The sequence below is a fragment of the Exiguobacterium sp. SH0S2 genome (assembly GCF_004337185.1).
Lineage (GTDB): Bacteria > Bacillota > Bacilli > Exiguobacteriales > Exiguobacteriaceae > Exiguobacterium > Exiguobacterium aurantiacum_A.
In genome coordinates, this window is sequence record NZ_SJVB01000004.1 from 19,079 (window position 1) to 34,581 (window position 15,503).

Genomic DNA, 15,503 nt, shown 5'->3' on the forward strand with positions numbered 1-15,503 from the left:
TATAAATCATGAACAAGGAGGCGTCACGATGGAAAAGTTAGCGCTCAAATTTATCCGTCCCAACCCGAACCAACCAAGGAAGCAATTCGAAGCCGAGAAGCTAGAAGAGTTGCGACAATCGATTGAACGGTACGGTGTCTTACAGCCCATCGTCGTCCGTAAGGCGAGCGGCTATTATGAGATCATCGCTGGGGAGCGGCGCTATCAGGCGGCGCGGCTTGCCGGGAAGGAAGACATTCCGGCGCTCGTCGTTACGGCCGACTCGGATCGGGTCATGGAGCTCGCGCTAATCGAGAACATCCAACGGGCTGATTTGAACGCGATCGAAGAAGCGCTCGCCTATGAGCAACTCATGCAGACATTAGGGCTGACGCAACAACAGCTCGCCGCACGTGTCGGGAAGAGCCGGAGCCATGTGACGAACAGCCTCCGGCTCCTGAGACTGCCGAGCGCGGTCCAACACGCGGTCATGGTCGGAGAACTGACGATGGGTCATGCCCGTGCCATCACCGGCATGAAGTCGGAGGCGGCGATGGAACAAATCGCGCGACGTGTCATTGCTGAGCAGTGGACGGTCCGCCGGCTCGAGCGCCATTTGCAAAAAGAGCGCACAGAAAAAAAGACGCTCAAACGCTCAGACTCAGACGTCGAAGCCGTCGAGGCCGTGCTTGCGGAACGTCTTCAAATGGATGTCTCGATTCGGTCACGTCGAAAAGGCGGCGTCCTCGAGTTGAAATATTTTTCGCAGGAAGACTTGGAACATTTGTTGACGCTGTTGTCACCTCAAGATTTTGATTCGTCACGTGATTGACGAAGTCTTGTGAACGCAGCCTCTTCATGGTGGATGTTTCCGATTCGCGAATCGAATTCGACGAATCCGGCGGTGACGAAGCGCGCCAGTTCGTAAACGAGGTGGAGACGCGTGTTTTGTAGAATCATCATCTCCATGAAGCCGCTCACGTTGACGACCGCCTTGATGTTGTATTCGCCGACCGAGGGGAGTTCTTTTTGAACGCCAGCGCCCGGTGCGAGCGGGCCTTCCGAGAAGAAGACGTAACCTACGCTCGATAAGCGGCCGAGGCAGGCATCGATGGCGATGATGAGCGGACGGTGAAAGCGTGTCTGAATCTCATGGAGTGTTTCTACTAGGTTTAATGCGTGGACCGGTTTCGTGAGTGTCCCGTAGACGTGCAAGTTCCGAACCATTTTTTCCTCGAGAAACGTACCGACGAGGGGACCGAGCGAATCTCCGGTCGAACGGTCGGATCCGATGCAGACGAGAACGATCGGACGGTGTGTCTCGCTCGCCAACTGTTCGTGAAGCTGGTCAGCAAAAAGTTTGGATCCACTCCGTTCAGTATGTTCGATGAAGAAAGAGTATGGTTTATGAGGTTTTAGGCGAAACGGCATGAATCTCATCCTCTCTTCTAAGCTGTTTGTGATCTAGTTGCATTTGCGGAAGGATATCGTATTAACCCATTCCCGGAACAAGGAAACTTATAACGTCCGGATGTAGGGTTTGAGAAAAGTCATCAATTGTGGTTTGATGGGTTAGAATATATGACTTTAGAGGTGACAACATGGCTTCACAGAATACAGAAACAGATTTAAGTACGGTGGCCGACGAGACGATTAATAACGTCAACCGCTTCGTCGCGTATTTTCAAGATACAGAGATGTGGATCGCCCTTGGGATTAAGCTGACCGGGGTCGTGCTCATCATCGTGGCGTTGTATGCGGCGACAAGAATATTGACGTCGATGGTCCAGCGCGTTTTCACGTTACGTAAAATCCATGAAGATAACATCGTGGCGCAACGACAAAATGAAACGCTTTTGAAACTGGCGCAAAACACGATCCGTTATGTGATCGGGCTCATTATGATTTTGACCGTACTCGGTCAATTCGGGGTCAATATCGCTGGTTTGATCGCATCGGCCGGGGTCGCGGGTCTCGCCATCTCGTTCGGTGCCCAAAACTTGGTCAAAGACGTCATCACAGGCGCGTTCATTATTTTTGAGAACCAGTACAAGAACGGGGACTATGTGAACTTGAACCAACAAGTCGACGGGACCGTCATTGAAGTCGGCATCCGGACGACGAAACTTAGAGGATTGAACGGACAAGTGACGATCATTCCGAACGGTCAAATCATGCAAGTGACGAACTACTCGCTTGAGAACAGCGTCGCTGTCGTCGATATCGGGGTCGCTTATGAGGAAGAGGTAGAAGGGGTCGAAAAAGCGCTGAAAGAAATCGCGAAAGCGGTCGAGGAAAAGTATTACGATCTGTTCATCGAACCGATCACACTCGCAGGCGTGCAGTCGCTCGGACCGTCGGAAGTCGTGTACCGTCTCATGGCCGAAGTGCCGCCGACGCAACATTTCGCGGCAGGCCGGATTTTGCATAAAGAGTTGAAGGCCGGACTTGATGAGCGCGGGATTGAAATTCCATATCCACGCACGGTCATGATGCCTCCAACCACTTCGACTAAAGGAGCGCCCGAAAATGCAGGCTAAATCGTATGAGTTAAACGATTTTGTAGAGATGAAGAAACCACACGCTTGTCAGACGAACCGTTGGCAAGTCACACGGGTCGGGATGGACATCAGAATCAAATGTCAAGGCTGCGGAGCGAGCGTCTTAATGCCGCGACGTGACTTTGACAAACGTTTGAAAAAAGTGCTTAAACAAGAGAACGCCGCTGAATAAGTGGCGTTCTTCTCTATGTTGCAACCGTGAGTTGCGGTTTAATCGAGGACTATCTATAATTGTGAAGGATGTGACGGTGTGGTGTACTGAACGTACCCACTCCACAGACGGATCAACATTTCCCGGGAAACGCCGGATGAGGAGGAAATATAAGTGGGATTAACAGCAGGAATCGTCGGGTTACCGAACGTCGGGAAATCGACATTATTTAACGCTATCACGCAAGCAGGTGTAGAAGCGGCCAACTATCCGTTTGCTACAATCGACCCGAACGTCGGAGTCGTCGAAGTACCGGACACACGTCTGGACCGGTTGACGGAACTCGTCAAACCGAAGAAGACGGTACCGACAGCGTTCGAATTTACAGATATCGCTGGAATCGTCAAAGGAGCATCAAAAGGAGAAGGGCTCGGGAACAAGTTCCTAGCCAACATCCGTGAAGTGGACGCGATTTGCCAAGTCGTCCGTTGTTTTGAAGATGACAACATCACCCACGTCGCCGGTAAAGTATCGCCGATCGATGACATCACGACAATCAACCTCGAGCTCATCTTGGCGGACCTCGAACTTGTCGACAAGCGCATCACGCGCGTTCAAAAAATGGTGAAGTCAAAAGATAAAGGGGCCGCCCAAGAACTTGAAGCACTCGAGATTGTCCAAGCGGTCCTCGAATCAGAGCGCCCGGCCCGTGTAGCCGAATTGACGGAAGACCAACTCGCGATCGTCAAACACTTCCAACTGTTGACGATGAAACCGATGCTTTACGTCGCGAACGTGAGCGAAGACGAAGTCGCAGATTCGGACAACAACAAGTACGTGCAAGCCGTACGTGAACACGCCGCGACGGAAGATGCGAAAGTGATCGTCATCTGCGCGCGCATCGAGGAAGAAATTTCTGAGCTTGAGCCAGAAGAGCGCCTTGAGTTCTTACAAGACCTCGGGATTGAAGAGTCTGGCCTCGATCAGCTGATCCATGCCGCGTACTCGACGCTAGGTCTCGCCACATACTTCACGGCAGGTGAGAAAGAAGTCCGTGCTTGGACGTTCAAACAAGGGATGAAGGCTCCTCAGTGTGCCGGCGTCATCCATTCGGATTTTGAGCGCGGATTCATCCGGGCAGAAGTCGTCTCGTACGAAGACTTGTCGGCTGCCGGCAACATGGCACTCGTCAAAGAGCAAGGCAAGTTGCGTTCAGAAGGTAAAGAATATGTGTTCGAAGATGGCGACGTAGTCACGTTCCGCTTCAATGTTTAAGACATTTCCTTGAAACGTATTGTAAAATGCAAATAAGTTTGATATTATATTATGACGTGAGTAAAACAATTGTTTGCTCCTTGCTCCTGCAACCGGTAGGAGCCGCTAGTCCAAGAGGAGGTGAAAGATAATGCGTAAATATGAACTACTTTACATTATCCGTCCATCAGTTGATGAGGAAGCTAAAAAAGCGTTGGTTGAACGTTTTAACAACGTCATCACTGAAAACGGAGGTACTGTTGAAAAAACAACAGATATGGGTAAACGTCGTTTCGCTTACGAGATCAACAAAATGCGCGAAGGATACTATGTTCTTCTTAGCATCACTGCTGAACCTAAAGCGATCCAAGAAACAGAGCGTCTCATGAAGATCTCTGATGACGTTGTCCGTCAAATGACAACTAAAGATGAGCGTTGATTCTTGACGCTTCATATTGTGAAAGGGGAGCTTTGAGATGATTAACCGAGTTGTGTTAGTTGGTCGATTGACACGCGATCCAGAAATGCGTTATACGCAGAGCGGAATCGCCGTAACTCGCTTCACTCTCGCTTGCGATCGTCCATTTACTGGACAAGATGGGAAGCGTGAGGCGGACTTTATTGATTGTGTCGTTTGGCGCAAACAAGCAGAGAACGTGGCGCAATATTTGAAAAAAGGCAGCATGGCCGGCGTAGACGGTCGCCTTCAAATCAGTAGTTACGAGGGTCAAGATGGCCAACGTCGTTACCGGGCAGAAGTCGTAGCAGATAGCGTACGCTTCCTTGAACCACGCGGTGCCTCAGCGCAACGTGATACAGCACCAGCGGGAGATGTTTTCGGTGGTGGTGAGTCAAGTGGATCAGGATGGGGCGCAGCCGCTTCTTCGACTTCATCTCAGTCCTCAAACCAATCTTCAAACAAAGGTTTTGAAGCAGATCCGTTCTCGGGTGGCGGCAAAATCGACTTATCGGATGACGATCTACCATTTTGATCGCGTCGATTCGAAACTAAACTAATAAAGGAGGTCTTCACATGGCACGTCGTCCAGGAGGTCGTCGTCGTCGTAAAGTATGTTTCTTTACGTCGAACAACATCACTCATATCGATTATAAAGACGTAGAATTGCTCAAGCGCTTCGTTTCAGAGCGTGGGAAAATTCTTCCACGTCGTGTGACTGGTACTTCAGCGAAATACCAACGTCCACTTACTGTCGCTATCAAGCGTTCACGTCAAATGGCTTTGCTTCCATACGTTGCAGAGTAATGTTTGACACACGGCTTATCCTTTGGGGTAAGTCGTTTTTTTGTTTTCTGTCTCCACGTAGGAGTGTAAGTGAAACCGGCAGATATGGTATGATAGAGCAGAAACCATTTAGACATCATGAGTGCTCGGCACTCATTTTAGGAGGCACACATGCACAGTGGTGAAGCAATAACATCAGTGAAGAACCAATACGCACGTTACGCGATTCCGTATGTGATTGGAATGCTCGTTTCGTTAGGATTGGCGTTCTACAGCATTGTGGCGGCAATCACCCTGTTCGTGGGCACGCTGATCTTCTTCACGTATCAGCAAGTGACGATCCGGCGAGAACGCAAAGCGTGGGAACGTTATGTCCACTCGCTCTCACATCGGATTGAGGATGTCGGCAAAGAAGCGCTCACGAGTATGCCGATCGGGATTCTAATATTCGATGAGACCCGGCGCATCAGTTGGTTCAATGAACAGTCCCGACTCATCTTTGAACTTGAGATGGAACTGGGCATCTCGATCGACTCGATTCATTCGGCCTTTACGGAGTTGATCGAGGAGGAAGAGGACGAGGCGACGATTGAAGTCGGGGACCGTGTATACCGTGTCTTGTACAATAAGGAATATCAAACGCTGTACTTGTTCGATATGACGGACGAGGCGGAGATTGAACAGAAGTACTCTGAAACGCAGACAGTGATCGGCGTCCTCTACTTAGACAACTACGATGAGATGTCGACTGCTGTCGATGAACAGGTCCGCAGCGAAATCAACCGCCGTGTGACCGTTCTCTTGAACCAGTGGGCGCAAAAATATCACATTTATATGCGGCGGACGGCTGCCGACCGGTTTTTCCTCGTCATGAACGAACGAACGCTCTCGGAACTCGAGAACAATCGCTTCTCGATTCTTGATGAGGTACGGGAAGCGACGAAGGAACATAAAATTCCGCTCACGCTCTCGATCGGTATCGGCTGCGGCGAGACGACGCTGACCGAACTCGGCAACTTGTCCCAATCGAGCCTCGATTTAGGGCTCGGACGCGGTGGTGACCAAGTCGTCGTCAAACGTCATAACGGAAAAGTCCGCTTCTTCGGCGGCAAGACGAATCCGACCGAGAAACGGACGCGGGTACGTGCCCGCGTCATCTCGAACTCGATGCGTGATTTGATTCGAGAGTCGAGCCGTGTCCTCATCATGGGACATAAAAACCCGGACATGGATTCGCTCGGCGCATCGATTGGAATCATGAAGCTCGCTGAGTTTGTCGGTCGTGAGGCGTACGTCGTCATCCCGGCCGGCGAGACGAGTGTCGGGATTCAACGGCTCGTCCATGAAGTCGAGAATGATGAAGACTTGTACAGCCGCTTTTTGACGGAGTTTGAGGCGCAACCGCTCATCGATGACCAAACACTTCTCGTCATCGTTGACACGCATCGTCCCTCACTCGTCATCTCACGGGATCTTTTAGACCGGGCCGAACGAGTCGTCGTCATCGACCATCATCGTCGCGGCGAAGAGTTTATCGAGGACCCGGTGCTCGTCTACATGGAACCTTACGCGTCGTCGACGTGTGAACTCGTGACAGAGTTGATTGAATATCAAGCGGGTACCCGCAAACTGTCGATTTTAGAGGCGACGTCGCTCCTTGCCGGAATCATGGTCGATACGAAAGGGTTCACGCTCCGGACCGGGTCGCGGACGTTTGATGCCGCTTCATTCCTCCGGATTCAAGGAGCGGACACCGTGCTCGTCCAACATTTCATGCGGCAAGACCTCGATTCTTATATCGAACAGTCGCATATTCTAGAGAATACCGACATTTATGCAGGCGGTATGGCAATCGCGGTCGCTTCAGACGACGAGGCCCATCATCAAGTGTTGATCGCCCAATCGGCGGACCAACTCCTGAACATGGAAGGCGTCAAGGCGTCGTTCGTCATCGCCATCTTGCCAGACGGTCGGACCGGGATCAGTGCCCGTTCGCTCGGTGACGTCAACGTTCAAGTCATCATGGAGATGCTCGACGGAGGCGGCCACTTGACGAACGCGGCCACGCAGTTGAACGTGGGTCGCGACGAGGCGAAGCAGCTGTTAAAAGAAGCGATCGATCATTACACGACAGATGAAAACGAGGGAGAGGAATCGGAATGAAAGTCATTTTAAAAGTAGATGTTAAAGGTCAAGGACAGGCAGGGGACGTGAAAAACGTCGCCGATGCTTACGCAAAAAACGTACTCTTCAAGCAAAACTTGGCAGTCGAGGCGACACCAGGCAACTTGAAGGCGTTTCAAGCGAAAGAACGCCGTGCCGAGGAAGCAGCCGAAGAAGAGCTGAAAGCCGCGCAACAGTTGAAAGACAAGCTTGAAAAAGAGACAATCGTCGTCAAGACGAAATCAGGCGAAGGCGGCCGTGTCTTCGGCTCGGTAACGAGCAAACAGATTGGTGAAGCGCTCAAGGGGATGGGCTACAAGATCGATAAGCGTAAAATCGAACTTGAACATCCGATCAAAGCGCTCGGTTTCACAAAAGTGCCCGTGAAGTTGCACCATGACGTCACGGCACTGTTAAACGTACATGTTCAAGAAGCTTGAAGGCGAGGTAGAAACGAATGAGTGATGCGATTCAAGTCAATACTCCGCCACATAGCGTTGAGGCGGAACAAGCCGTCCTTGGGGCAGTTATTCTCGATTCTGACCGGCTGATCACGGCCTCGGAACGAGTCGACCCGGACGACTTTTATCGTGTCAGCCATCAACGGATCTTCGAAGCGATGCTGAAGATCAACGACCGCGGGGAACTCGTCGACTTGGTCACGCTCAGTTCGGAGCTCCAATCACAAGGAATCCTCGATGAGATCGGTGGATTGAACTACTTGGCCGAAATCGCCGAGGCGGTTCCTGCCATCGGGAACATCGGGTACTATTTGAACGTCGTCGATCAAAAGGCGGCGCTCCGGCGTCTCATCCGGACGGCGACGAATATCGTCTCGGACGGATACGAGCGTCAAGACGAAGTCGATGCGGTGCTATCTGATGCCGAGCGAAACATTTTAAAAGTTTCGCAACGGAAAGGCCAATCGAGTTTCCATTCGATCGGTTCGGTTTTGTCGGATGCCTATTCGACGATTGAGAAGCTGCATCAATCGAGCGGTGAGATCACGGGGATCGCGACCGGCTTTAGTGACCTCGACAAGATGACGGCCGGGTTCCAGCGTAACGACCTCATCATCGTGGCTGCCCGTCCTTCTGTCGGGAAGACGGCCTTCGCCCTCAACATCTCGCAAAACGTCGCGGTTCGTACGGGCGAGAACGTCGCCATCTTTAGTCTTGAGATGGGTGCTGAACAACTCGTCATGCGGATGCTCTGTGCGGAAGGCAATATCGACGCGCAGCGTCTGCGGACCGGTCGACTCGAGTCTGAGGACTGGGGACGGCTATCGCTCGCGATGTCGTCGTTATCACAGGCCGGTATCTTTATCGACGATACACCAGGTCTTCGCGTCAACGAGATTCGGGCCAAATGCCGCCGCTTGAAGCAAGAGTACGGTCTCGGCATGATCATGATCGACTACTTGCAGCTCATTGTCGGGACCGGCAAACCGGGCGAGAACCGGCAACAAGAAGTCTCTGAGATCTCGCGTACGCTCAAAGCGATCGCCCGGGAACTCCAAGTACCGGTCATCGCCTTGTCGCAGCTCTCGCGTGGCGTAGAGAGCCGTCAAGACAAACGGCCGATGATGTCGGATATCCGGGAATCCGGAGCGATCGAGCAAGATGCCGATATCGTCGCCTTCTTGTACCGGGACGACTATTACGATAAAGAGAGTGAAGATGCCAACACGATCGAGATCATCATCGCCAAACAGCGTAACGGTCCGACCGGGACGGTCAAACTCTCGTTCCGGAAAGAGTACAACAAGTTCGTCAACATGGAGACGCAAGCTTTCGCACCACCGATGTGAGATCGGTGGTGTTTTTTTGTAGAATCGGGGAAATAGTAATTGAATGCGAGTCAATAACGAACGAAAGGGTAATACATAAAATTATCGTTCGGTATTAGGTTGACTTTCTGAAGTGGCAAGTGTACACTTACCAATGGTTTGAACAGAACGTTTATCTACAAGGAGGATTCATTATGTCATCAGTAGTCGTAGTGGGAACGCAGTGGGGCGATGAAGGAAAAGGGAAGATCACCGATTTCTTGTCTAAACAAGCCGACGTCGTCGCGCGTTATCAAGGGGGAGACAACGCTGGTCATACGATCGTCTTCAATGATACGAAGTATAAACTTCACTTGATTCCATCGGGGATCTTCTATTCGGACAAGACATGTGTCATCGGGAACGGAATGGTCGTCAACCCGAAGTCACTCATTACAGAGCTTGCATACTTACATGAGCGCGGCGTGAGCACGGACAACCTCCGCATCTCAAACCGGGCCCACGTCATCTTGCCGTATCACCAGCTTCAAGACAAGCTTGAAGAAGATGCGAAAGGTGACGCGAAAGTCGGGACGACACTCAAAGGGATCGGCCCTTGTTACATGGACAAAGCGGCACGGATCGGGATCCGGATCGCTGACCTGCTCGACAAGGAAGTGTTCGCCGAGAAACTGAAGACGGTCCTCGCAATTAAAAACCGGATGTTCGTCAAGATGTATGAAGTCGACGCGGTCGAGTTCGATGATATCTTTGAAGAATACTATGCGTATGGCCAACAGTTTGCCAAGTACGTGTGTGATACATCGGTCGTGTTGAACGATGCGCTCGACGAAGAACAGAAAATCCTATTCGAAGGCGCACAAGGTGTGCTGTTAGACATCGATCACGGGACGTACCCGTTCGTCACATCGTCGAACGCGGCGTCAGGCGGGGTATCGAGCGGTGCCGGAATCGGACCTTCGAAGATCGACCACGTCGTCGGCGTCTGTAAAGCGTACACGTCGCGCGTCGGAGACGGCCCGTTCCCGACCCAGCTCGATGACGAGATCGGTCACATGATTCGTGAAGTCGGTAAGGAGTACGGTACGACGACAGGACGTCCGCGCCGTGTCGGTTGGTTCGACTCGGTCGTCGTCCGCCACTCGCGTCGTGTCAGCGGCATCACTGACCTATGCCTCAACTCGATCGACGTGTTGACAGGTCTTGAGACGCTTAAAATTTGTACGGCGTACGAGTACGAAGGTAAGCTCCTCGATGAGTACCCGCCTAACTTCCGCGTCCTCGAGAAGTGTGAGCCGGTGTTTGAAGAGCTCCCGGGCTGGACGGAAGACATCACAGGGGTTCGCAAGTTCGAAGACTTGCCGGTGAACGCACAGCGCTATGTCAAGCGCATCGAAGCGTTGACGGGCATCGAACTGTTGACGTTCTCGGTCGGACCGGCGCGTGAACAGACAGTCATCTTGCGTGACATCTACGAAGCATAAGACTAAGAGCCCTCGCGGCTCTTTTTTCATTTCCGTGGAAATGGACCACGCTTTCTAACCCATTGAAAAAGAGTTACAATAGGACGTGTACGTTTAACGATAGAGGAGGACTCACTGAATGGATCGTACGATTTTAGTGGTAGATGACGAACAACCAATCGCTGATATATTGAAGTTTAAACTTGAAAAAGAGGGCTATGTCGTCCACGTCGCTTATGACGGGGAAGAGGCACTCGTGAAAGTCGAGGAGGTCAAACCTGATTTGATCTTGCTCGACATCATGCTCCCGCTCAAAGACGGCATGGAAGTGTGTCGTGAAGTGCGTAAGAAGTATGATATGCCGATCATCATGTTGACGGCGAAAGACTCAGAGATCGACAAAGTACTCGGCCTCGAACTCGGCGCCGACGACTACGTCACGAAGCCGTTCAGCTCACGCGAGCTCTTAGCCCGCGTCAAAGCGAACATGCGTCGTCACGCGACGGCACCGGCTGTCGAAGCGAAAGGCGCCAACGCGAACGATATCGTGATCGGTGACTTGACGATTCATCCGGATTCATACATGGTCACGAAACGCGAAGAGAAGATTGAACTGACGCACCGTGAATTCGAGCTCATCCATTACCTGGCCCAAAACATCGGCCAAGTGATGACGCGCGAGCATTTGCTTCAGACGGTGTGGGGTTACGACTACTTCGGAGACGTGCGTACGGTCGACGTTACGGTCCGCCGTTTGCGGGAGAAGGTCGAAGACAGCCCGAGCACGCCGACGTATATTATTACGCGCCGCGGTGTCGGGTACTATTTAAAAGCGGGAGAAGAAGACTAAACGATGAAACGGACGAACTTCTTTAAATCTATCCAGTGGAAGCTCGTCGTCATCTATGCGCTGCTCATCCTTGTTGCGATGCAAGTCATCGGAGTGTACTTCGTACGCTCCCTCGAACGACAATACATCAACAACTTCTCGCAGTCGCTCGTCGATCGGGCCAACCTTCTGAGCTACAACGTCAGTGAAGGGATCGCATCGAACGGCGGTGACTCGACTACTGATCAGCAGTTGAACCAGGTACTGGATCAACTGCTGTCTGAGTTTACGGAGAGCACGACGCTAGCTGACGATATTCGCGAAGTCCAAATTATCGACACGAACAGTGTCGTCCGGGCGACTTCGAACCAAAACAACCAAAGCCTCGTCGGACAACGGACGGCGAGTTCGTTCATTCAAAAATCGTTCGCGACAAGCGGTGCGCAAGAGACGCTCGTCTATGAGGACTCGAACGAGCGGATGCGCGTCGTCGCCGTCCCGATCAAATCCGAGGTCGATGGGACGACGACCGGGATGATCTATATCGAGGCGTCGATGCAATCGATTTACAACCAGATGGAGCAAGTGACGAGGATCCTTGCGACCGGTACACTCATCGCCTTGATCATCACGTCCATCCTCGGAATTTTGCTGTCACGGACGATCACGCGGCCGATTGCGGACATGCGTCGTCAAGCCGTCGAGATGCGAAAAGGAAACTTCTCGCGGAAAGTTAAAGTCTATTCCGACGATGAGGTCGGGCAACTCGCCTACGCCTTTAACGAACTGACCGACGAACTGATGGAGGCGAACGCGACGACCGAGGCCGAACGACGCCGCTTGACGAGTGTGTTAGAGAACATGTCGGACGGTGTCGTCGCGACCGACCGTTCGCTCCGCGTCATCCTCATGAACGACCAGGCCCGCGATATGATCGGTGTCGCCGAAGAAGAGGCGATGGGGTCGAACCTGCAGAGCCTGCTCGAGTTTGATGATGAGATCGTCATCCCGGAAGACGGGACGATGCCGGCGAAATTGATCGATCTCAGTACGGACGAAGAATTGTTCCTCGTCCGCGCCTACTTCTCACCAATTCAAAAACATAGCGGTCCGATCACTGGTCTCATCGTCGTCTTGCACGACGTGACCGAGCAAGAGCAAGTCGAACAAGACCGCCGTGAGTTCGTCGCCAACGTCAGCCACGAGCTGCGGACGCCGCTCACGACGATGCGGAGCTATCTCGAAGTGCTCGCCGAAGGCGCGTACAAAGATGATGAGCTCGCACCGCGGTTCCTTGAGACGACTCAAAACGAGACCGAACGGATGATTCGTCTCGTCAACGACTTACTCCAGCTCTCGAAGATGGACAGTAAAGAGTATACGATGCAAAAAGTGAAGTTTGACTTCATCCAATTCTTCAACGATATCATCGAGCGCCATGAGATGACGAAAGGCGAAACGATCCAGTTCCGCCGGAAGCTCATGAAGCGTCGCGTCTACGTGCACGCCGATCAAGATAAGATGACCCAAGTAATCGACAACATCATCACGAACGCGGTCAAGTTCTCGCCAGAAGGCGGGACGATCACGTTCCGGACGATGCTGCGGGCGAAACGTCTCGTCATCGGTATCAAAGATGAAGGTGTCGGAATTCCGAAGTCGAACTTGAAGAAAATCTTTGAACGGTTCTATCGGGTCGACAAGGCCCGAGCGCGAAATATCGGCGGGACCGGACTCGGTCTGTCGATTGCCAAGGAAGTCGTTTCAGCCCACGGTGGCGACATTTGGGCGGAGAGCGAGTTTGGACGTGGGACGACGATTTACTTCACCATCCCGTTCGATACGATCGTGGAGGTGAATGACTGATGGGACGAAAACGTTTCTGGGCGAAGCCAGAGCTGGTGAAATCGCTCGTCTTGCTTACCTTGATCGTCACGTCCATCGTCCAAACGGTCATCCTTTGGGATTACCATCCGAAGTATCAATCGGTCCAATCCGAGACCCAAGTGGCGACGGTGGACGAGTCGCTGCAACGTCAGGCGAGGCAAATTATTGTGCCAACCCAGACGGTCGTCCACGAGAACAACGCTGTCTTTGCGACGAAGAACACGCCGAAGCAAATCGCTCGGGTCATTCGCGACGCATTCGAGGCGAACGAGTTTAAACCGCTCGCCGCCAAAAACGTACCGAGCTTGTATGCCGGTGTCAACGAGGCAGTTGAACTGATTTTACCGGAACCATACTATGCGGACACGCTCAGTTACATTCTGCCCGGGTCTTACAGCCTGTCAGGGAAAGTACCGCAACGGGCGCTCATCTTCATGGACGACAACGTCTGGAAAGTCCGGGCGATCATGAGCGATCAGTCGCTGTGGGAAGGTCGGCTCTCTAAAGCCGGACAAGGGGACGTCAACAGTTTGTTCTTAAAAGATTCGAACCGTGCGATGCAACGGGTCACGTACACGGACGAGCGGGTCAACTATATCCCGGTCGTCGGGCCTGAGATGAACGAGCTGTTCGCGTATGACGTCTCACAAATCCAAATCTCGGCACGCCTTGATTGGATGCGCGATACGTTCTTCCCTGGTGACCCGAACGTTCAAGAAGTCGATCCAGCGAGTTCGATCGGCGCACTCACGAACGGGATCAGCGTCGCCGAGTATGACGCGACGTTGAACGCGAGCCGCTATCGCAACTTGTCACGCAATAGCACCGAGCGCGAGTCGGCGATCGGGCTTGATACGATCGTCGACTTCGTCAACTTTCATGGCGGCTGGGTCGATGAGACGTCAGAGAGTCAAGGTCTGTCCCTTCGTTTCGATGCGATCACACCAGCGAACAAAGGCTTTGAGACGACCGTGTTTCGGTTTCACGTGAAAGGGCACCCTGTCTTTAGCCAACGTGATGCGTTTATCAACAACGATGCGATCGACTTATCCACACTGCGCGTTGAAAACGACGGGGCACAAGTCCGGTCCATCACGCGTCATCATCTCGAAATCGACCGGTTGATCTCGGTCGGGACGACACAGCTTGCAGACGGGCAAGACGTCATCGATACGCTCGTCAACGCAGACCGGTTCGAAAACGTGACTGAGATTCGTCTCGGTTATGAGATCGAATACAATGAAGACGCGAGTCGTTACGTCACGTTCTCCCCGAACTGGTTCGTCCGTGAAGCCGGGAGATGGATCCCTTACGACAAGCCGGAAGATTGGACAGAGAGGATGATGTACCGTGGATTGGAGTAAAGCGAAAACGATTTTAATCTTCGCCTTCCTCGCGCTGAACATCTACTTGTTGTTCCAGCTCTTGACGGAAACGTGGGCGACCGAGGTTGTGACGAGCGATAACACGTCAATCGCCCAAATCTTGGACCAACGTGACGTCGACGCATCGAAATTGCCACGGATGGGACGGGATATTGGTTATTTGACCGGCTCGTCTGAGCAGATGTCGGCGTCGATGATCACGAAAAATCGTGAAGTACAATTAGCGACGACGCTCGACAACATGCAGCTTGAAGTCGAGCTCAAACAAGCCGTCCCACTCGACGAGAACGACTTGCGGACGACGGCGTCGACATTCGTCACCGATTACGTGCCGTTCGGGTCAGAGTACGCCTACTGGCGGTTTGACCAAGAGACGCGCCAACTCGCGTTCGTTCAGACGTATGAAAACAATAAGATTTTCTCGAACCCGGAAATCGAGGCGGACACGGAGACATATATCGGTCCGTCCCTGTTATTGCTTCAATTGAATGAAAACTACGAAGTGACGGACTACAAGCAGCGCCATTTGACGAACTTGTCGTCGAAATCGCAAGACGACCTCGTCTTGACGGCGAGCGAGGCGATCTCACAACTCGCGGCCCGGAAGTACTTCCAGCCGAACCAAGAGATGCGCGCCATCAACACCGGGTTTTATAGCTTACCGCTCGATAGTTCCGGCAGTTTGATCATCATGCCGCCGCTCTGGTCGATCGCTATCGACGACAACGTATATTTCGTCAATGCCATCGATGGGACGGTCGAACGGGTTGAATTTAATTTAGAAGACTGAAAGGAGTGA

Annotated in this window: 16 protein-coding genes; 15 read left to right on the top strand and 1 reads right to left on the bottom strand. The window is 52.4% G+C overall.

The annotated features are described in order from the left end of the window. Positions 1-28 precede the first annotated feature (28 nt). Complete coding sequence (locus tag EVJ21_RS10615; RefSeq protein ID WP_131490462.1) at positions 29-811, top strand: ParB/RepB/Spo0J family partition protein; 783 nt, start codon at positions 29-31, stop codon at positions 809-811. Here EVJ21_RS10615 and yyaC read toward each other — a convergent pair. Next, on the bottom strand, positions 784-1,410 hold the full coding sequence (gene yyaC, locus EVJ21_RS10620) for a spore protease YyaC (RefSeq protein WP_070329339.1): 627 nt from the start codon (positions 1,408-1,410) through the stop codon (positions 784-786). The two genes, EVJ21_RS10615 and yyaC, sit on opposite strands and share 28 nt — an antisense overlap. A gap of 170 nt (positions 1,411-1,580) precedes the next feature. Between yyaC and EVJ21_RS10625 the strand changes: the two genes are divergently transcribed. The 14 genes from EVJ21_RS10625 (at position 1,581) to EVJ21_RS10690 (ending at position 15,494) form a co-directional block, all read left to right on the top strand. Then, entirely contained in the window at positions 1,581-2,519 is a 939-nt protein-coding gene (locus EVJ21_RS10625; RefSeq protein ID WP_131466042.1) for a mechanosensitive ion channel family protein, read from the top strand. Next, a complete protein-coding gene (locus EVJ21_RS10630; RefSeq protein ID WP_016509068.1) occupies positions 2,509-2,712 on the top strand; it encodes a DUF951 domain-containing protein in 204 nt (67 codons plus the stop codon). The genes EVJ21_RS10625 and EVJ21_RS10630 overlap by 11 nt, the downstream gene beginning before the upstream one ends. A gap of 153 nt (positions 2,713-2,865) precedes the next feature. Continuing rightward, on the top strand, positions 2,866-3,966 hold the full coding sequence (gene ychF / locus EVJ21_RS10635; RefSeq protein ID WP_131466044.1) for a redox-regulated ATPase YchF: 1,101 nt from the start codon (positions 2,866-2,868) through the stop codon (positions 3,964-3,966). 130 nt (positions 3,967-4,096) lie between these two features. Continuing rightward, positions 4,097-4,384 carry a 30S ribosomal protein S6 gene (gene rpsF / locus EVJ21_RS10640; protein WP_016509090.1) on the top strand — a complete coding sequence of 96 codons (288 nt, stop codon included), beginning with the start codon at positions 4,097-4,099 and terminating at the stop codon, positions 4,382-4,384. A gap of 37 nt (positions 4,385-4,421) precedes the next feature. Next, positions 4,422-4,937, top strand: a complete 516-nt coding sequence (gene ssb, locus EVJ21_RS10645) for a single-stranded DNA-binding protein (RefSeq protein WP_131466046.1) — start codon at positions 4,422-4,424, stop codon at positions 4,935-4,937. A 41-nt stretch (positions 4,938-4,978) separates the two neighbouring features. Beyond that, positions 4,979-5,209 (top strand): 30S ribosomal protein S18, encoded by a 231-nt coding sequence (gene rpsR, locus EVJ21_RS10650; RefSeq protein ID WP_015880232.1) that lies wholly within the window; start codon positions 4,979-4,981, stop codon positions 5,207-5,209. Between the two features lie 150 nt (positions 5,210-5,359). After that, a complete protein-coding gene (locus tag EVJ21_RS10655; protein ID WP_070329343.1) occupies positions 5,360-7,351 on the top strand; it encodes a DHH family phosphoesterase in 1,992 nt (663 codons plus the stop codon). Beyond that, positions 7,348-7,791, top strand: coding sequence for a 50S ribosomal protein L9 (rplI, locus tag EVJ21_RS10660; RefSeq protein WP_070329344.1), 444 nt, complete (start codon positions 7,348-7,350; stop codon positions 7,789-7,791). The genes EVJ21_RS10655 and rplI overlap by 4 nt, the downstream gene beginning before the upstream one ends. 17 nt (positions 7,792-7,808) lie before the next feature. Further along, positions 7,809-9,161 carry a replicative DNA helicase gene (gene dnaB, locus EVJ21_RS10665; protein WP_070329345.1) on the top strand — a complete coding sequence of 451 codons (1,353 nt, stop codon included), beginning with the start codon at positions 7,809-7,811 and terminating at the stop codon, positions 9,159-9,161. Between the two features lie 173 nt (positions 9,162-9,334). Next, positions 9,335-10,624 carry an adenylosuccinate synthase gene (locus EVJ21_RS10670; protein ID WP_070329346.1) on the top strand — a complete coding sequence of 430 codons (1,290 nt, stop codon included), beginning with the start codon at positions 9,335-9,337 and terminating at the stop codon, positions 10,622-10,624. A 118-nt stretch (positions 10,625-10,742) separates the two neighbouring features. Continuing rightward, a complete protein-coding gene (gene yycF, locus EVJ21_RS10675; protein WP_070329347.1) occupies positions 10,743-11,453 on the top strand; it encodes a response regulator YycF in 711 nt (236 codons plus the stop codon). 3 nt (positions 11,454-11,456) lie between these two features. Next, complete coding sequence (gene walK / locus EVJ21_RS10680; RefSeq protein WP_071398690.1) at positions 11,457-13,298, top strand: cell wall metabolism sensor histidine kinase WalK; 1,842 nt, start codon at positions 11,457-11,459, stop codon at positions 13,296-13,298. Further along, positions 13,298-14,683 carry a two-component system activity regulator YycH gene (gene yycH, locus EVJ21_RS10685; RefSeq protein ID WP_131466048.1) on the top strand — a complete coding sequence of 462 codons (1,386 nt, stop codon included), beginning with the start codon at positions 13,298-13,300 and terminating at the stop codon, positions 14,681-14,683. Before walK ends, yycH begins: the two co-directional genes overlap by 1 nt. Next, a complete protein-coding gene (locus EVJ21_RS10690; protein WP_070329350.1) occupies positions 14,670-15,494 on the top strand; it encodes a two-component system regulatory protein YycI in 825 nt (274 codons plus the stop codon). Before yycH ends, EVJ21_RS10690 begins: the two co-directional genes overlap by 14 nt. Positions 15,495-15,503: the final 9 nt, after the last annotated feature.